This is a genomic window from Chryseobacterium sp. JV558, assembly GCF_033712365.1.
GTDB lineage: Bacteria > Bacteroidota > Bacteroidia > Flavobacteriales > Weeksellaceae > Chryseobacterium.
Map to the genome: position 1 here is coordinate 280,703 of NZ_WJHU01000001.1, position 18,196 is coordinate 298,898.

The following is an 18,196-nucleotide window of genomic DNA, read 5'->3' on the forward strand; positions in this document are numbered from 1 at the left end:
TAACATTCCAGATAGAGGTGTGGAGATTAATATTTAATTGGATAAAAGATATTTTTTATTTTCATTAGTTTCGTCTCAATTTCCTAAGAAAACTATCCCAAGATTCTAGTTTAATTGGAAGAACGAAGTTAGTTTCAAATTCATGTCTTTTATTGCTTTCCTCTAAATCATTTGTTGTTCTCCCTCCAATAATAATATTATGAATATTTATACCTTTATTTTTATCAACTAAAATTGTATCATCAGCACTGCGAAAAGAATTATATAGTTTTTCTCCATTCATAACACGTTCTCTTATTTCATGTAAGTTTTTTCTCACCTCTAAGATATTATTACTAATATAACCTAACCTTTGTCTAATTTGATGCATTGCTATTTCAATTTTCGAGTTGAATTTTTTATAACTTCCTTTATTCATAAGATTGAAACTTGCTCCTTTTACTTCGATAAGAATAACGTCCATCCTAGAATATCCTGTAAATATGACAAAATCAACAAATCCATTGTCTAAAGGAAATTCTGAAAAACAAATGTAGTTATCAAAAGGATGGGCATAGAGCTCTGCAATGATGGATAAGTCTTTTTGCAATAATTTTAAAATTTCATTTTCGTTTGCTCCTTTTTTTATTAAATCTTCTAATGATGATTTATTAATTTGATTATTTTGGATTTCAAGATGCCTAATAATATAATTAGACTCCAGCGGTAAAGGGAAATCAATATGAGGATCTATTTGAGTTCTAACTTTTTCTATTTCAGTTAGTAAAATTTCATTTTGTAATGATGATGTTTTAAATTCAAATTCATCACACTCTATTGTTTTTTTTAATTCATCAAAATCTATTCTTTGCCATGTCGTTTGTTGGTTTTCATCTAGTCCTATAATATCAAAACTATATCCATAAAGACTATTTTCATAATGCTCAATAAAAATAGTGTTTTTAGGAACAAATAATTTTGAAGTTAATGAATTACAAATGATTTCAATTGAATTCGTCACAGATGCTGACGTATTTTTTTCACCCAAATCTGTTAAAATTGCTATGATATCAAAATTAGAATTTACGAAAGTTCTAACTCTACATATTCCATCTTTACGACGATAATTTGTAGGATAAGGATAACGAAAAATAAAATCATTAATTTTCATTTCTAATATTTAAAGATTTGAAACTTTTGTTTTTATTAAAGATAAATAAAAATGTAGGTTCAATGAAAATCAGTTTTTTGATAAACTCTTATATGTTATTTATTTTCACCGCAATGGCATCTATCTCGAATAACATTCCAGGTAAAGCCAGCTGGCTCAAAGGAATTAAGGTACTCGTAGGTAAGAATGACGGATTCCATACTTTTTGAGCTTCTTCTGCCCAGATTTCAAGCTTTTCCTGGTTGTGATCAACGATAAGAAGAGTGATTTTGACAATGTTTTCAAATGTCATTGAGTGGCTCTGCAAAACGATTTTTAAATTTTTCAAAGCATCCTGAACCTGGGTTTTAAAATCATCAGCCAGTACATGATTTTCTCCTATGCCGCCGCTCTGCCCGGATATAAAACACATCTGGAAAGGAGATTTCACAGAAATGCTGTGTGAAAAACCATAAGGCTCCGGATTGAATAGTTCAGCAGGATTGATCAGTTGGTATTGTTTATTATCTTCCATAATCTTTCTTTTTTAACGATGTAAAAATGAGTGATAAAAACAAGAAAAGTCTTTACATATGTTGAGAGAAATATTCTTTTAATACGGTAAACATTTCTTTAAGCAAATGAAAGACTGATATAAAAAATGCTGCTCCTGAGGAACAGCATCTTTATTTTTTACTCTACAGTAATACTCTCAATCCCTTTCTGCAGGGCTGTTTCCTGAATTACTGGAACAGAAAGACCTTCTGCACGAACCACAGAAATATCTGTCATTCCCATAAATCCAAGCGTCTGTTTCAAGTAAGGAACCACAAAATCATAAGACTGTCTTTCCCCTTCAGAATATACTCCGCCACTTGAAAAAGCAAGATATACTTTTTTGTTTTTTACCAGACCTTCAGGACCGTTTTCGCTGTAACTGAATGTTTTTCCAACTCTCGCAATATGATCAAGCCATGATTTCAGAGTAGAAGTGATACTGAAATTATACAATGGGGCTTCAATAATGATAATATCAGCTTCATGCAGTTCATCAATTACAGTATCTGAAAGTTTTACAGTTTCCAGCTGCTCAGCAGTACGGTGTTCGGCCGGAGTGAAAAAGGCATTGATATGAGCTTCTTCTAAATGAGGAAAAAGCGGATTGGCCAGATCTCGTTTTTTAAAAACGCTGTCAGGATATTTTGCTGTGATTTTTTCTACAACAGCGTTTCCCAGTTTTTTACTGATTGATGATTCGCTTCTTGGGCTTGAGATAATATGAAGTACTTGTTTCATTTTTATTTTTTTTAAAAATTGATGTTTCAAAATTATCTATATTTACTAATAAAAATATAGTAGTTACCAAAAGGTTAGTAATAACATTTAGGTTAGTAACCAGATAAAACAGAGACAATGGAAGAAGAAAAAATAGTGTATTCAAGACCACAATGCAGCACGCATCTGGCTGCTACTGAAGATGCTTTGTATGTTTTGGGAGGCAGGTGGACCATCCGGGTAATGATCGCTATTTTGGGCGGGCATACACGCTTCAACGAGTTACAGCGAACGATCAATGGAATTTCAGCAAGGGTATTATCTAGTGAATTGAAAAAACTGGAGGTCAATCATTTAGTTGAAAGAACTGTTCTTACTGATCACAAGCCAGTGTTGGTAGAATATGTTCCTACAGAATATAGTGAATCACTGAAAGATGTTATTACAGCCCTTGCTGATTGGGGAGCAAAACATAAAAAGAAAATTACAGCTTAATAAAAAGAGTGTTGATATCAACAAATACCATGTTTTTGTGGTATTTGATAAGTTGCAATATAGCTTACACTTTAAGTATTTTTACTCAAAAATAATGCAAGATGATTATATGTGAAGACTTATTATTTTCCCACGGAGCCATTCTGGAAGAATATGATGCGGCAGATTCTATTTTTAAGGAAGGAACTGCAGCTAAATATTATTTCCAGATCAGGCACGGTACTGTGAAACTGAATACTTTTTTAGAAGATGGAAAAGAATTTGTTCACGGACTCCCTTTTGATGGTCACTGCATTGGTGAAAGCTATTTATTTACCAGCCATCATTACGCGATCAATGCCATTGCGGTCACCAACTGTGAGATTATTAAGATTCCCAAGATTAAGTTTTTACAATTACTATTGGAAAAACCTGAATTAATGCTAGAGATTAGTAAATATACTGCTGACAGACTGCATTTCAGGTATATGATTTCCAGCTTTCTTGCTATTTCAGATCCTATAGTAAAACTCCTGAAGCTTTTTGATCATCTTAAAAAGTATTTTGGATTTGAAGAAGCCTATTCATTTCTGATTCCCTATACCAGACAACAGATAGCCACTCTTACCGGGCTTCGGGTAGAGACTGTAATCAGATATGTAAAAAAAATGCAGGAACTGAAACTTGTCAAAATTGAAAGCAGTAAAATTTACTATTAGCTTTCGATTATTCACATTACAATTTCTTATTATTTTAAAATTAACACCGGTTGATGGGTGTTCTGGTAAATTCCCTCAGAAATACTTCTGCTTGCCAGATAATACAGGAAACTATGCTGACCTGGTAAGGCAATAATAAGATCTGCATCATTAGTGGCTGCAAAGCTGAGAATACCCTTAATAACATTTTCATCATGAGAATAATGAATACTGCTTGGAATTTCCGTTAAATGCTCACGAATATACTCTTCCAGCTCTCTTTTTTTATCCTCATCCTCTTTTTCATGGGTGTTGATATTCAAAAACATCAGACGCACATCCTGTTTATGAATAACAGATTTATGATGAAACAATCTTTCCAATCTTTTGATTCCCTTTATATCACAAGGAATAAATATATTTTTGATAGGAGAGTAGTGATAGCTGTTGGGTACAATTAAAGTCTTCACAGGACTCGTCCTTGCAATGCTAATGATATTGTCGGAAACAAAGCTCTCAGTGGTGGAGCTTTGGTCGTCACTTCCCAAAATAATCAGTTCTACAGAAGGCTGATTTTTTAAAAGCTCATTGATGCTTCTGGTAAGAGCCCAATCACTTAATATCCTGGAAACTTTTATTTCAGGTGATTTTTCTGTTATGATTTCTGTTAACTGATCGAATAATAATTCCGTTCTCTGCAACAGATTGTTGACACTTTCTTCGTTGACAAATGAATGCCCTTCTGCAATATGCAGATAATCAAATTCAGATTCGCCTGCGGTTTTTAGTAAGATAATATTCTGATATTCGTAGATTTTTGCCCAGTCTGCGGCTATTCTTACTGCATTTTCCGTAGTTGATGTAAAATCAACGGGTACAAGGATTGTTCTCATAATGTATCATATTTTGATCCTGTTTTTTCCAGGTTTGCTGTCATTTTTTTTACTAAGAGCAAAGCTTTGCTGATCTCCTCTATATCAATATTGCCAACCGCTTTTTTGTAAAGATCCAATGCCCATGGATAAACGGTTTCTACAATCTGTTTACCCTTCGGAGTCAGAAAGATCTGCTTGTTTCTCCGGTCGTTTTTATCAGCTATCCGCTCCACAAGATCCCGTTTTACGAGATTGTTGATGAGGTAAGTGATGCTTGATTTGTCTTTGCTTACTTTATTTCCTATTTCCTGCTGGTTGATACCATCATTGCGTGAAAGCAGTCCCAGAATTTCAATCAGTTCAAAAGAAAGATCCGGATCGTACTCATTAATCCTAGTCTGAATTTTCTGTCGAAGCCGGCTTTTCATTTCACTCATCGCCAGGCCAAGTTCCAGAGCTAGTTCTGATATATCGTTCTGTTTTTCAGGCATATTGTGTAATAATAGTATTGCATGGTAAGAGGTGCTTTGAAAAAAATAAGCATTGTTACCTTAACAAATATACGTAAAATTAGTTTTAATTGAAACTAATTGAGCCGTTAGATTATGTCTTTTTTTAATAGTTAAATCGCGTATCAGAAAATTATCATTTAGATAATATTGAGTTCATTTTTATCAATGTGGATAATTATACTTTGGCCGTCACAAAACAAAACAAAACAAAACAATTTTAACTTAAAAAATTATGAATCACATGCGAATTTCGTTATTCCGGTTTTTGCCGGTACTTTGTCTTCTAACCCTTTTATCTTGTAGATCAGATCAGTTTCAGCCTGATGAAACACTTCCTGTTGCAAATGAAAAAGCAATGAGGAGTGCTTTTCCGAATATTAAAGTATTGTCTTACAATACATTCTTGTTGAAAGAACTCGTAGTATCTGGTATGACGCAATGGTCTCAGCAAAATAGAGCAGAGAGACTGGGGTCAGAGTCCTTTTTGAGGAACTATGATGTACTTATGCTTCAGGAATGCTTTGATAATTCTGCGGCTGCTAAGCTACGCAATAAACTTCTTCCCAATTTTCCTCATCAGACTCCTGTATTAGGACAGACAAAAAGTGGCTGGGATAAGACTTCTGGTTACTGGCGTGAGTTTATCTCCGGAGGATTTGAAGACGGAGGAGTAATGATTGCCAGTAAATATCCAATAGAGAGAAAAGAGCAATATATTTTTCCGGCCGGATGTTCTTATGACGGAAACTGTCTGAAGGGCTTTGTTTATGTAAGAATTTTAAAAGATGGTAAACGTGTCCATTTTGTAGCAACTCATGCGCAATCAACACAACCGTCTTGTAATGGTAATGAAGTTGGAATCCGTAAACAGCAGTTGGGAATGATGAAATCATTTGTAGATGGGTTGAAAATTCCTAAGGATGAAATGGTGATCTATGGCGGAGATTTCAATATTATAAAAGATACTCCCGAATATAACAGCATGCTGCAAACTCTTAATGTGAGTGCTCCTATATACAAAGGTTTACCTTATTCATGGGATCCGAAGACCAATATAATGGCTTCCTATCATTACCCTTATCCGGAAAATAAGCGTGAATATCTTGATTATATCCTGGTTTCCAATGATCATCTTGTACCACCAACGTGGCAGAATATCGTTTTTGACCCTGTATCTTCAAATCTTATGACGTATACGAATATAGCAGGAATTAAATATCATTGGGCAGAGTATTCAGATCATTATCCTGTAGAAGCAAATGTCTATTCAGATGAGAAAACGCCTACGAAAAGTTTAAAATTCAGAAAACATGACCATATTTCACTGAAATCTGTATCTACCGGAAAATATATCACTAGCAATCTTTCAACTCCTAATGATTGGTTGACGGTTTCTTCTGCTCAGCCGGATGAAAAAACCTGGTTCAATATTGTAAATATTGGAGATTCTGATAATTATTTTGACTTGAAAGAAGGATATGTAAGAGTAGAAACCAGTGAAAGGCTTAATCATTTCTGGTACTGGTATTCTTCAGGCAGTGGAAGTTACTATTTTTATCCAAAGCATGGCAAGACAACTTACAACATGAGAATTCAGATTGTCAAGAAAAAGACAGGGAATGTTTCAAAAAGTATTGAAGATGGAGATGTTGTAGCTTTCAAGGATACAACAGGGTATGGGAATACTTACTATCTTCAGGTATATAAAGAGTCAGGAAAAGATTGGATCTATCTGAATGGGACAAGTTTAACTCCTGATGTGCAGTTTGAAGTAAAAATGAATAATACAGTTGCTGATCCTTTTTAGAATTAATTGCTAAACCCTAATAATTAAAAAAAAGCAGAGAATTAATTCTCTGCTTTTTCTTTTTTTACGGCCTGATGCATAATAAGGATAATTCCTAAAAGTAAAAAGGCAATGATCAGGTAACGCCAGGAAAGATCTTTTTGTGCATTTACATTCCCGCTTACCGAAATGATAAAGCTTGTCACAGAAGTGATCACATACACCAGTCCACCCATTAGCCCGCCGGCAGTCCCTGCATTTTTAGGAAAGTAAAGCATACTTGTCGTAAAGAATGAGGTAAATAAAATTCCGGAACAGATATGAATGAAAAAGGCAAAAGGAATCATAATGAAAAGACTTTCTGCGAAATAGCTGGTAATAATCAATCCTGCGATCAGTATCAGCTGTAAAAGGATAGGCTGTAGAATTCTTGGTTTAAAATCAAGAGTCAATCTGCGTTTCCCGATAAAACCTCCTATCATCCAGGAAAAACCAAGGATCAATGTACAGTATCCAATGACTACCGGTGTGAAATGGAAAGTGTTTTCTATAATAAAAGGTCCTGTAATATTAAATAACATAACGATAGAGTAGCTGAGTCCTAAAATGAAGATCCCCAGCATGAAAATCCTGTTCTTAAGCATCATTTTGTAAAGGCTGATATTTTCTGACAGATCCAGTTTCTTTTTTTGAGGAAGGCTCTCACCACTGAAGAACCATTCAAACAGGAAAAGGAATCCGGCATATATAGCTAAGAAATAAAAATTAGCATGCCAGTTAAATATTTTCTCAAGATAGCCGCCCAGAAAAGGAGCAAGAATAGGCCCGCAAGACCATACAATGGTAAAATAACTCAAATAATGCTTCACTTTCTCGGAATCATAAATATCCACAAAAATAGCCCGCGTAGCCACTACCAGTACTGAAACAGCGGCTCCCTGAAGAATACGAAGCAGACAGATCAGCAAAATGCTGTTGGTCATCGTAATTAAAATACTGGTGAGGATCAACATAAACAATGCGATCAATTTGGGGCGGTATCGGCCGATACTGTCCAGAATTCCTCCCACAAATAACTGGGAAATTCCGTAGCTCAGAAGATATGAGGTCAGAGTAATCTGGATATCTTTTTCTGAAACCATCATTTCTTTGGCCATAGAAGGGAACGATGGTAAATATATATCCGTGACAAACCCGGAAAGCGGGATAGACACGAAAGCCATAATGGTAATTAATCTGATTCGTTTTTCAGATGCTTCTCTCAACATATTCATTCATTTTTTACAATGCAAAAATAAGCCAAGAAATAGAAATGTGAATTTTAAAAGACAAAGTAAAAATTACAAAAATCAAATATTAAGCTAAATTCTTAAATTTTAATGGTGAAGTTTGGGCATGCTTTTTAAAGAAGTTATTAAAATGAGCAGGTTGGTCAAAACCTAAAGTATAACCTATCTGGGCGATATCCCAATTGGTATACTTCAGTAGATTTTTAGACTCTTCAAACATTTTTTCTTTAATGATCTGTGTTGTAGTAAGATGGGTTACAGATTTCACTGAAGAATTCAAATGATTCACATGCACATTAAGATGATCGGCAAAATCCGAAGGAGTTTTCAACGCAAGCGGATAAGCAGGGGAGTCTAAAGGAAACTGTTTGTTGAGCAGTTCATCAAACAATCTGTATAGACGCACGTTTGCTGGAAGTTCATTGGGATTGATATCTTCCATGCGGTTTTCCAGTGCCAGATGCATAACAGATGCCAGATTGCTTTTGATACTGCTGCAACGGAAAGGGTAGGCAGAATTATTCATTCTGTAAATCTGATCAAAATAAAGAGTGGCCAGCTGAGTCTGCTCTTCCGTCAGAAAAACGACTGGCTTGCTCCATTCTTTGAACATGGAAGTCTTTTTAAACAAGTTAAACTCTGAATTTCCATTAAAAAACTCCTGATTGAACAGACAGAAATATCCTTCCTGCAAATCACTGTCACATTCCCAGGAATAAGGAATACTTGGAGAAGGGAAAAATAAAGCCGGACGATCAATATACAGCTGATGTGTACCATAATGAATGGTTCCTTTTCCAATGATAAAGCTTATTTTATAATAATCACGGCGGTTGTAAGGACTCTTAAAACTGCAGTATTTCCGCATCGAAATATTGAAATGAGATTTACCCATTTCAAAATCCTCAGAATCAAACATTTTGATCTGGTTCTTACGGATACGTTTGTAATAATCTTCTATGGTTTCCAGCTGATCGCTCATAAGTAAAAATTATAAAAATCAAAGATAATAAAACCATTGCTCACTTAAAATTATTTTAAGTGAAATAAAAAAATCAGAATGATAGCTCCTCTCAATAATTTTATGCTAATAGTATTGAGAGGAGATCTGTGGATCACTAACTTTTATTAATCTCCAATTCTAAAATATGCGACGGAAGCAGAAAAGGACCAGCCTTTGAGTCTACGGCAGATATAAAACCATTCTCTTGTAAAAACTCCGAAAGCGGATCATGATCAAGCATATTAGTCCATACAATATCTGTGAAACTTACTGCTGATCTGCATTTTTTCCAAAGCGACTGTCTTGTTTCAGGAGAATCAAACTCTGATAGTATTACAAAACTGATTTCTGTTGCTCTTTTTCCTTCCGGTATGCCAGGATGCAGAGAACCGCTTTTGATAATACTGTATCCGACAGGTTTCTGATCTGCATACGTCATGATCAGCTGGTTAGAGAGATCATTCAGATCGTTGATCATCTTTCTCGGATCTATTTCATTGTGAATATATTTTTTAATATCTTCTTCAGTAACAAAGTCCTTGTGTAAGGCATAAATAGAAGAATCAATAATGGTTATAAGATCAGAAATTCCCTCTTCAGAACCTACTGTAAATTTTGAAATGATATCCATGGGATCTTTTTTATTCAAAATTATAAGATTACTCCATTCAAAAAGGATACAGTTTGCTAAAATATAATCGGTACAGGAAGATAATTTTATAAATTTGTTCGGTACAGTTGATGTGTTATGGCAAAATCTTATAAATACGAAATTTTTACAGCAGTAATAGAAAAACAGATCCACAGCGGGGTTTTGCAGGAAAAAGACAGGCTTCCGTCCGTCCGGGAGATAAAAGAAAAATACAAGCTCAGTACGAGTTCTGTGCAAAGTGGTTTTGAATATCTTATGATTAAAGGGCTGATCAGAAGCCAGCCGAGATCAGGATATTTTGTTGCCGAAAATCAGGAAGAGAATATTCCGGAAGTCAGAACAAAACTGCCTTTTGTAGTAAGAGATGCAGAATTTATGAAAAATATGATGCTGACTTCCAAAAGGACTTCAGAATCCAGTTCTTTCAATACAGCTGTGCCCGGAGATCTGCTGATTCCGCAGAAGCTCATCCTCAGAACGATGCAGGAAGTGATTCGTGAAAAAGGAGCGTCCTTGCTTAGATATTACCCATCAAACGGTCTGGAGACATTACGGCAACAGATTGCAAAACAAATGGGAACTTATGGCTGTATCTTAAATCCTGATGAAATAATCATCACTGACGGTGCTTTACAGGCACTCACTATCGCTTTGAAATCGGTTGCCAAAGCCGGTGATGTGGTGGCTGTAGACAGTCCTTGCGTATTTTCGGTATTGGAAGTTATCGCTAATCTGGATCTTAAAGTGATCGAAATTCCTGTCCATTACAAAAGTGGTTTTGATACAGAATATTTCCAAACGGTCTGCGCTGAAAATGATATCCGTGCTTTGGTTATAACTCCGAATTTTCATAATCCTACAGGTGTACTAATGACTGATGAGGTTAAAAAAGAATTGCTGAGTATTGCAGAAGAACATGAGGTATGCATTATAGAAAATGATATGTATTCCGATCTTTATTTTGGTGAACAAAGGCCGCGCTGTATAAAAAGTTTTGATAAAAATGGATGGGTGATGACTTATTCATCATTTTCAAAAACATTAGCACCGGGAATTCGTTTAGGCTGGCTTTATGCTGGCAGTTTTTACGCAAAATCAGAAAGAGCGAGGTTTTCTTTGGGACGGTCGGTTTCTCCTGTTTATCAGGAGTTGATTGTAAAACTGTTGAAGGGAAGCAGCTATGAAAGACATTTGCGCTCGTTCCGGAAAAAGCTTAACCAGCAGGCTATTCAGGTATTGGACGTTTTAAGAAATTCCTTTCCCGAAGGTTCTTATTTCCACAGACCTCAGGGTGGCTACAGTATTTGGGGGCAGCTTCCGGAGAATACGGATATGCAGAAGTTCTATCAATATTGCGAGAAACATACTATTCTCTTTACGCCAGGACATACTTTCTCATTCACTAATAAATATGATAGCCATTTCCGGGTGGTCTTTGCGGAAAGAATTACTCCAGAAAGCTTAATTTTATTGGGAAATGCAGGGGAAAAGGCTAAGAAATTGGTAGGTATAAATTCGAGGGTTTGTGGAATGCCAGAGATAAGAGATTGCCCGTTTTTGAATGACGTTTAATTGATACCATATTGTACCTTCTTGCCTTTGTCAATTTCCAATTGTGGGATATTGTCAATCATTTTAAAATCCAAACCGTCAATCCATTTTTCTTTGGTAAGGTCAATATCTTCCCCTGAAATGATATGTTTCTGAAAGAAATAAGTAATATCTTTATCCAGATATTGCTGAGCTATATCAAGAAAAAGTTCATCTGTAAACTTGAGCTTTTTTTCCGTACAAGTCTTCAATAATTCACGCATCAGAACATCCAGAGATTTTTTGTAATGGGTTTTCAATAAAATCTGATTGTCCAGCCAGAAAGCAAAAATTGCCCCTCGTCTGTACGGTACCTTTTCTACATCACGGCTTTTCCAGAAATCGTCTTTTATTTTATAATTCGGAATATTTCGCTGTGGATTCTTCCAATGATTTTGAATGACTTCAGTATTGAATAATGTCAGCCATTCATCTATAGAAATATCTTTGATCCGAAGTCTGTTTTTATAAGTATAATAATCGGTAAAGCCTTCGCTAAACCAATAATTAAGCTCTTCGTTTTTATTTTGGATTTTATTTCCAATCCATTCGTGCATCAATTCATGATGAAGAAGATAAAGATAGGCGCTTTTGTTGTTAAAAGGATTATTAGTTCCCTGAATCATAAATGCATTTTTGATAGCGGATCCTGTTGAGCTGTATCCTTTGAAAAGACTGTCCTTTTGTGAAACGGTAGGGGTTAAGGTAACAGTATAATAATCCTGTTCATAATCTTTCCAGAAATCTCTTTGTGACTGTATCGCTTTTTTGAGGTTTGAAAATAGAAACTCATCCGTAAATCCGTTTTGCCACTGATCTCTTAATGCAAGATAAACAGGTTTGTTTTGTATTTTAAAAGAATAAAATCTGTAGTCACCTCCTATAAATAATGAGTTGTAAAATCCTTCCCAAAGTGTTGTTTTGATGTTCTGGGCCCTGGCTTGCGTAGCAAAATTATTGTGGAGTCTGAATTTCATAGGGAAGTTTATCCATTCAAGGGAAAACTCAAACTCCCTGTCTTCTGGAATCTTTGTAAATGATATGGGTACGATGAATAGGTTTTTACCCAAGACGTGGAAGAATGTATTGTTAATCCTGGGACGGTTGAATATTTTATAATCAGGATCTTTAAAATCCTGTTTAATGTGATAAATAAGGGAAACTTTGTCTCCTGTTTTCATCTTGACCTTTATTTTACTCTTTTCCGGGAGGGTTTCAAAAGTAATATCCGGATTTTCGTCTTTTGATATTGTAAGATTGTTGAAGAGATTATTTTCACCCCAGTTTTCATTGGCAAAATAAAAGGAGATGGTATCTGATGGTTTTTTAAGAATGTAATCAACCTGAACTTTTAACCCGTTTTGCTCAAGATCTGCATCATAATAGATTTTATAATTTATTTTGTTCTGAGAATAGGTGAGCAGGGGTAATAATAAAGCCAGGATGAATAATTTTTTTAACATGGATAAGTCGTTTTTTTCAAATTTATAATAAAATTCGAGAACTTCAGTATTGCTGGTATTTTTCGATACATTATTTCAAGATTTATAAACCAAAATAATGAGAAACCAACCGAAAGGAAACTCCTTTCAGAAGACCTCAGATAAGGCTCAGAGTGGTGTTCTATGATTGTTTTCGGGGGATAAATCATTCAAAAATATACTTTTATGGCGGTGGAAGTGAATATTTTAGCCATTTATCTTAAACTTTTTTCGCTCCAGCTAGGCTGGAATCACCATAAAACCTATATTTGCAGCCTAAATTTTTAAATAAATGAAAGAACTAATTGAAAAAATCAACGCAGAATTTGAGGCGTTCACAACTGAGGCAAACCAACAAGCAGAAAAAGGAAACAAGGCAGCTGGTACAAGAGCTCGTAAAGCAGCTCTAGAACTAAGCAAATTGTTCAAAGACTTCAGAAAAGTTTCTGTAGAAGAAGCTAAAAAATAATTCACTTTTAGCCGGCTTTTGAAGCCGGCTTTTTTTATCCCCCATTACAATACGCTTCTGGATACATTCTACACTCTACTCATAGTAATCAAGAAGTAGTTTTTTTAGCCTTTACAAACCACAAAAGTTTTCATTTTAAACGCTTAAGTAAGTTTAAAATGATGCATTAGAAAAGCTCACATAAGATAAAAATCAAAGATTGTCACAAAACTTAAGTGTGCTTATTAAAAGTTTACAGAGTTTTCATTATTAAAACTGTCTGTTGATAATTTTTTTATCAATTGTGTTTGTTATTGGATTGGGTTCTTACCTGTGTGCAGTGATGTTAGTGATATCATTGGAAAACCTCTTTTTTAGGCTTAATCCTTCATCATCTCCCCAATTTCCTTTATCTTTAAACCAATCAATATATATTATGAGGATAAATAGATTTTTTGCAGTGCCTGCAGTAGTGCTGGCTGCTCAGTTTTCCTGGGCTCAGGTAAAGGTTGACCCAAAAGAAAAGCTCAACCCTATCGTAAAAAGTTTTGTAGATGAAGTGAATAATAATTCCCAGCTGGAAAACCTGGCGTATGAGCTATTGGACGGCATTGGGCCGCGTCTTGTAGGAACTCCGGAAATGCTTGCAGCTAATGAATGGAGTGCAGGTAAGCTTCGTTCATGGGGAGTAGATGCCAATCTTCAGCAGTTTGGAACATGGAAAGGATGGCAGAGAGGGACTACTCATGTGGATATGACGTATCCTCGTGTAAAATCTCTGGCTGCTACACAATTAGCGTGGAGTCCTTCAACTAAAAAAGCGATTGAAGCAGAAGTCATTATTCTTCCGAAAGTATCTTCCAAAGCTGAGTTTGATCAATGGCTTCCTTCTGCGAAAGGTAAAATAGTGCTGATGGCACAATACCAGAAAATTGGGCGTTCTGATGAGCAGATCAAAGAATTTGCTACTCCTGAACTGTATGAAAAGCTTAAAGCAGAAAAAGAACAGGCTGCCAAAGATTTCACTGCTTATGTGAAGAATATCGGATATGACAACAACAGTCTTCCAGAGGCTTTGGAAAAAGCGGGAGCGGCAGGAATTGCCATTTCAAACTGGACCGGAATTATGGGAGCTAACAGGATATTCGGAGCAAAAACAGCCAAAATTCCCATGATTGATATTGATGTGGAAGATTACGGAATGCTTTACAGAATGGCAGAAAAAGGAACGCTTCCTAAAATAAAAATTGATGCTCAGTCTAAAATACTGCCTGAAGCCAAAAGTTTCAATACTATTGGGATGATCAAAGGAAAGGAAAAACCGGATGAATATGTAATTCTTTCGGCTCACCTTGATTCATGGGACGGAGCTCAGGGAGCTACAGATAACGGAACGGGAACGATTACGATGCTGGAAACTATGCGAATCCTGAAGAAATATTATCCTAATAACAAAAGAACTATTGTGATAGGACTTTGGGGAAGTGAAGAGCAGGGATTAAACGGTTCCAGAGGTTTTGTGGTGGATAATCCTCAGATTATAAAAGGAGTTCAGGCTGCTTTTAACCAGGACAACGGAACAGGGCGTGTTGTGAACATCAGCGGCCAGGGATTTGTAAAAGCTTATGATTATATCGGAAAATGGCTTGACGGAGTTCCAAAGGCTGTAAAAAGTCACATTAAAACTGATTTCCCTGGAATGCCGGGCGGTGGTGGTTCTGACCATGCTTCGTTTGTGGCAGCCGGAGTACCAGGATTTTCATTAGGTTCTCTGAACTGGGGCTATTTCGGCTATACATGGCATACCACAAAAGATACCTATGATAAAATTGTATTTGAGGAGGTGAAAAACAACGTGATTTTAACCGCTGCATTAGCTTATATGGCTTCTGAAGACCCGGAATTCACCAACAGAGAGAAGAGAGCAATGCCTCAGGATGATAAAGGAGAAACGGTAAAATGGCCGGAAGTAAAAGAACCTAGAAGAAGTTCTAAGGATTATAAATAAATACTCAGTAATAAGAGTACATTCTTTATTAAAAGGTTGCCAGATATGGCGACCTTTTTATATGTTGATAAAAAATACGTCAAGTTTTGACGTTATCTGCTATTACATTTGTTTTAAGAAGTTCTTGCAAGAATAAATTTTATAACTCTTAATTCAAAAATCATGAGCAATACCCTTAATTTGTTGGAAACAAGTGAGTTTTCAGCCTCTAATATTAATGTTAATCAAGTTCAACTTGTAACTTTAGTAGACCAATATACCAAAGAAATAGTCAATTTTGTAAAAATAGGTCCATCTTCTTCGACAATAGATGGAATTATGAAGTTGAAAAAAGATGGTGTATTATTCGAAAGAGTATATAACGGAGTAATTAACCCTGAGTGGTTTGGCCCAGGAAAAACACATATTGAGCTTCAGGCTGCTATTGATGCTGCCATAAAAAGTGATACTATTCTTATAAAAGGAAAATACAGATGTTCTGATCAAATTACAATTAATAAAGATTTAACATTGTTAGGACAGAATTATATTAATGGTAATGATACCGGACATAATGAAGGCTCTCGCATTATTTTTAATGATTTTACCAATCAAATTGCCAACTCCTGTATTGAAGCTGTAGCAAGTTTATGCATCAAGAACCTTGTTATTGTAGGAAGTGAGATTTCTGGAAAAATTGGGGTAAATTTGATTGGATTTCCTAATGGTGCTGCATCTCCTGTTGGAAGCTTAACGTTGGATTCCTCTGTAGTACAAAGCTTTGAGATTGGAGTAAAAGTTACGGAAGGTTATTACAATAGATTTGTTAATTCTTATATTGGATATTGTACTACATGTCTTGTGTTGGATAAATGTTATAATGCTTTTGCAAGTTCATTATCAATAAGAGCAGGATATTTTAGTAAGAAGGATATAGATAATGGCGACCTGAATGATGGGATTGTACTTTTTAATAATACTAACTTGACAATGTTTGGAGGAAGTGTGGAAAGTTTTTCTAATGCTGGTATTACTTTGCACTCATCCAAAGTCTCTTGCTTTGGTGTTTATTTTGAAGGAGAAAAGGCAACTGATAAAACTTCATGTGTCAGGCTAATGGATAATAATTGTAGGTCGACTACAATAAGCTGCCATGCTTATTTGATTCTCAAAGGCACAAGCTCATTTATACATGCTTTACCTGCTGTGGCTTCTGCGCATGTCTATTCTAAGAATAATCATTTTAATTATTCAAATGATTGGTATGTTTCGGTATATAAATTTGAAGCAACTGATTTTACAGGTTATTATGTTGATATTTCAGGGGATAACTATCAGGGTAATCTTATAACGGGATCTTCATACACTTCAATTACTTCTTCCTTACTTAAAAAAGGAAAAGGAATGGTTAAGATTGTATATCCTTCAGGTCATGAGCTGGAAGGAGTTCAGTTGACTAATTTGAATACGGTTTCTCCATATCAATACAATGCCGTTACGGGAACCCAAGACGGTATGATAACTACATTTTCCAATTCAGGATATCCTGGTGATGACCCGGCTGGACTTTCGGCTACGATAGGCTATGTGCCTTATACTGCTATTTATGAAAATGGAACATGGAAAAAAATTCCTAAATTGAATTAATAGCGAACAAAAGAATGTGGTTTTGGAACACAATTCAAATTGTTTGTTGATATGTATGAAAAAGAAAAAATGATTTTTTGTATCTATTAATTAGAATTCTTATAAAGAATAATAAGGCTGCCTCAATGGGCAGCCTTTTTGTTTTCCTGTGCTAATAGTTCTCTGATCTCTATTAATTTATTTTCTTTTACAATATGAGTTTTGCAGATCTTGTTATTCAAATGCATCCTGAAATTCACTTGAGTACCTCCAGTATTCCCGGTTTGTGCGGGTGAAGGATTAATATCTGTAAAAACTACCCATAAGTTGGCCAGAACTAAAATGTTTCTTTGCAGTGACTTGATAAAACCCGGTTGATTTCCATTGTCGTCGAGAATTTTAAGCTTAAAAATTTTCTTACCTAAGGTAGTTCCGAAATACCATTCACAAAAGGTTCCGGAAATAATCACACACGGAATAGAAATATAATACCAAGAATAGCAGGTAAATGGAATATCAAGATGAATACCATGAAAAACGGAATCATATCAATCACCTTGGCAAATAGACGTTCTGTTTCATTTCCTTTATGAGTAGGATTATAAGGAAAATCATATTCAAATTCGTTATAGATCCTGTTTCCCCATTCATCAAAGGATCGGGTAGCCCTGCGAATAATTCTCTTCTCTTTAAGCTCAGAAATCTTCATTATTTTGTACTATCGTAAATAAGGTTTGTTAAGCCCGAAAACGTAAAGATTGATGGTTCATAAAGTGGATCAGTGAGTTTTCCAAATCCGTATTTGCAGAAAATAAACGGCAGTCCATTAGAGCCTGCTGAATCATAATCAGTTTGAGTGTCACCAATATAAACAGAATCTTCGATGGATAAATGATTTCTTTCCATAAGAAGCTGTATGTTTTCAGATTTTGGTTTTTGAGTCCTTCCATGAGATTCAAAATCAACAAACAGATCATTGAACTGATAATATTCTAAAAATGACTCTATATAACCATTCTGACAGTTGCTTACGATAAAAAGAGAGTGGTTGATAGCCAGGCTTCTCAAAGTATCTTCTACGCCCTCATATAATATTCCTCCTTGTATGCGCAGTACCTTATTTTCTTCGGCTACAATCTCTGAAAGAAGTTCCTGTGTCTGCAGATCTGAAATGCCAGGAATAATGTCTTTCACGATATCATGAGCTAATAATCCCATGTATTGATCCATGTCTTCAGGCTTCAGTTCTCTTTTGAGCAGCTGATGTCTGCCCAGCACTTTATTCCATATTTTGATGATTGTCGCTCTGGGATCCCATAATGTACCGTCCAGATCGAAAATTAAGTTTTTTGTGTTCAAAACAAATATTTT

General features: G+C 35.4%; 19 protein-coding genes. 7 read left to right on the forward strand and 12 right to left on the reverse strand.

All coding sequences use genetic code 11. The features are described from left to right. Positions 1–64: 64 nt before the first annotated feature. The 3 genes from GFU89_RS01295 to GFU89_RS01305 all read right to left on the reverse strand — a co-directional run bounded on the left by GFU89_RS01295 (position 65) and on the right by GFU89_RS01305 (position 2,425). Complete coding sequence (locus tag GFU89_RS01295; RefSeq protein ID WP_318845413.1) at positions 65–1,150, reverse strand: Shedu anti-phage system protein SduA domain-containing protein; 1,086 nt, start codon at positions 1,148–1,150, stop codon at positions 65–67. A gap of 88 nt (positions 1,151–1,238) precedes the next feature. Then, positions 1,239–1,664, reverse strand: coding sequence for a RidA family protein (locus GFU89_RS01300; protein WP_318845414.1), 426 nt, complete (start codon positions 1,662–1,664; stop codon positions 1,239–1,241). A 158-nt stretch (positions 1,665–1,822) separates the two neighbouring features. Next, complete coding sequence (locus GFU89_RS01305) at positions 1,823–2,425, reverse strand: FMN-dependent NADH-azoreductase (protein ID WP_318845415.1); 603 nt, start codon at positions 2,423–2,425, stop codon at positions 1,823–1,825. Positions 2,426–2,542: 117 nt separating this feature from the next. Between GFU89_RS01305 and GFU89_RS01310 the strand changes: the two genes are divergently transcribed. Further along, positions 2,543–2,899, forward strand: a complete 357-nt coding sequence (locus GFU89_RS01310; protein WP_318845416.1) for a helix-turn-helix domain-containing protein — start codon at positions 2,543–2,545, stop codon at positions 2,897–2,899. Positions 2,900–3,000: 101 nt separating this feature from the next. After that, on the forward strand, positions 3,001–3,597 hold the full coding sequence (locus GFU89_RS01315; RefSeq protein ID WP_318845417.1) for a Crp/Fnr family transcriptional regulator: 597 nt from the start codon (positions 3,001–3,003) through the stop codon (positions 3,595–3,597). Positions 3,598–3,626: 29 nt separating this feature from the next. On the opposite strand, the gene GFU89_RS01320 is transcribed toward GFU89_RS01315, so the two are convergent. After that, complete coding sequence (locus tag GFU89_RS01320) at positions 3,627–4,469, reverse strand: universal stress protein (RefSeq protein ID WP_318845418.1); 843 nt, start codon at positions 4,467–4,469, stop codon at positions 3,627–3,629. Next, entirely contained in the window at positions 4,466–4,942 is a 477-nt protein-coding gene (locus GFU89_RS01325; protein ID WP_318845419.1) for a MarR family transcriptional regulator, read from the reverse strand. Before GFU89_RS01325 ends, GFU89_RS01320 begins: the two co-directional genes overlap by 4 nt. 262 nt (positions 4,943–5,204) lie before the next feature. Between GFU89_RS01325 and sph the strand changes: the two genes are divergently transcribed. Further along, positions 5,205–6,770 (forward strand): sphingomyelin phosphodiesterase, encoded by a 1,566-nt coding sequence (gene sph / locus GFU89_RS01330; RefSeq protein WP_318845420.1) that lies wholly within the window; start codon positions 5,205–5,207, stop codon positions 6,768–6,770. A gap of 41 nt (positions 6,771–6,811) precedes the next feature. On the opposite strand, the gene GFU89_RS01335 is transcribed toward sph, so the two are convergent. The 3 genes from GFU89_RS01335 to GFU89_RS01345 form a co-directional block, all read right to left on the reverse strand. Further along, positions 6,812–8,017, reverse strand: coding sequence for an MFS transporter (locus GFU89_RS01335; RefSeq protein ID WP_318845421.1), 1,206 nt, complete (start codon positions 8,015–8,017; stop codon positions 6,812–6,814). A gap of 88 nt (positions 8,018–8,105) precedes the next feature. Continuing rightward, positions 8,106–9,020: a helix-turn-helix transcriptional regulator gene (locus GFU89_RS01340; protein ID WP_318845422.1), complete on the reverse strand. Its 915-nt coding sequence runs from the start codon at positions 9,018–9,020 to the stop codon at positions 8,106–8,108. Positions 9,021–9,156: 136 nt separating this feature from the next. Then, complete coding sequence (locus tag GFU89_RS01345) at positions 9,157–9,672, reverse strand: hypothetical protein (protein WP_318845423.1); 516 nt, start codon at positions 9,670–9,672, stop codon at positions 9,157–9,159. 117 nt (positions 9,673–9,789) lie between these two features. Here GFU89_RS01345 and GFU89_RS01350 point away from each other — a divergent pair, with 117 nt between their 5' ends. Next, a complete protein-coding gene (locus tag GFU89_RS01350; RefSeq protein ID WP_318845424.1) occupies positions 9,790–11,265 on the forward strand; it encodes a PLP-dependent aminotransferase family protein in 1,476 nt (491 codons plus the stop codon). On the opposite strand, the gene GFU89_RS01355 is transcribed toward GFU89_RS01350, so the two are convergent. Beyond that, on the reverse strand, positions 11,262–12,746 hold the full coding sequence (locus GFU89_RS01355) for a M1 family aminopeptidase (protein WP_318845425.1): 1,485 nt from the start codon (positions 12,744–12,746) through the stop codon (positions 11,262–11,264). The two genes, GFU89_RS01350 and GFU89_RS01355, sit on opposite strands and share 4 nt — an antisense overlap. A 310-nt stretch (positions 12,747–13,056) precedes the next feature. On the opposite strand from GFU89_RS01355, the gene GFU89_RS01360 reads away from it, so the two are divergent. The 3 genes from GFU89_RS01360 (at position 13,057) to GFU89_RS01370 (ending at position 16,846) form a co-directional block, all read left to right on the forward strand. Beyond that, the gene (locus GFU89_RS01360; RefSeq protein ID WP_047377485.1) at positions 13,057–13,233 is read left to right on the forward strand and encodes a histone H1; all 177 of its coding nucleotides are present in this window, start codon (positions 13,057–13,059) and stop codon (positions 13,231–13,233) included. Positions 13,234–13,648: 415 nt separating this feature from the next. After that, positions 13,649–15,220: a M28 family peptidase gene (locus tag GFU89_RS01365; RefSeq protein ID WP_318845426.1), complete on the forward strand. Its 1,572-nt coding sequence runs from the start codon at positions 13,649–13,651 to the stop codon at positions 15,218–15,220. A 162-nt stretch (positions 15,221–15,382) separates the two neighbouring features. After that, positions 15,383–16,846, forward strand: a complete 1,464-nt coding sequence (locus GFU89_RS01370; RefSeq protein ID WP_318845427.1) for a hypothetical protein — start codon at positions 15,383–15,385, stop codon at positions 16,844–16,846. 122 nt (positions 16,847–16,968) lie between these two features. Here the strand turns inward: GFU89_RS01370 and GFU89_RS01375 are convergent, their stop codons facing one another. The 3 genes from GFU89_RS01375 to GFU89_RS01385 are packed head-to-tail and all read right to left on the reverse strand — an operon-like array spanning position 16,969 to position 18,184. Next, positions 16,969–17,295, reverse strand: coding sequence for an RDD family protein (locus tag GFU89_RS01375; RefSeq protein ID WP_318845428.1), 327 nt, complete (start codon positions 17,293–17,295; stop codon positions 16,969–16,971). Further along, positions 17,292–17,534 carry a hypothetical protein gene (locus GFU89_RS01380; RefSeq protein ID WP_318845429.1) on the reverse strand — a complete coding sequence of 81 codons (243 nt, stop codon included), beginning with the start codon at positions 17,532–17,534 and terminating at the stop codon, positions 17,292–17,294. Before GFU89_RS01380 ends, GFU89_RS01375 begins: the two co-directional genes overlap by 4 nt. Then, the gene (locus GFU89_RS01385) at positions 17,534–18,184 is read right to left on the reverse strand and encodes an HAD family hydrolase (protein WP_318845430.1); all 651 of its coding nucleotides are present in this window, start codon (positions 18,182–18,184) and stop codon (positions 17,534–17,536) included. The genes GFU89_RS01380 and GFU89_RS01385 overlap by 1 nt, the downstream gene beginning before the upstream one ends. Positions 18,185–18,196 lie beyond the last annotated feature (12 nt).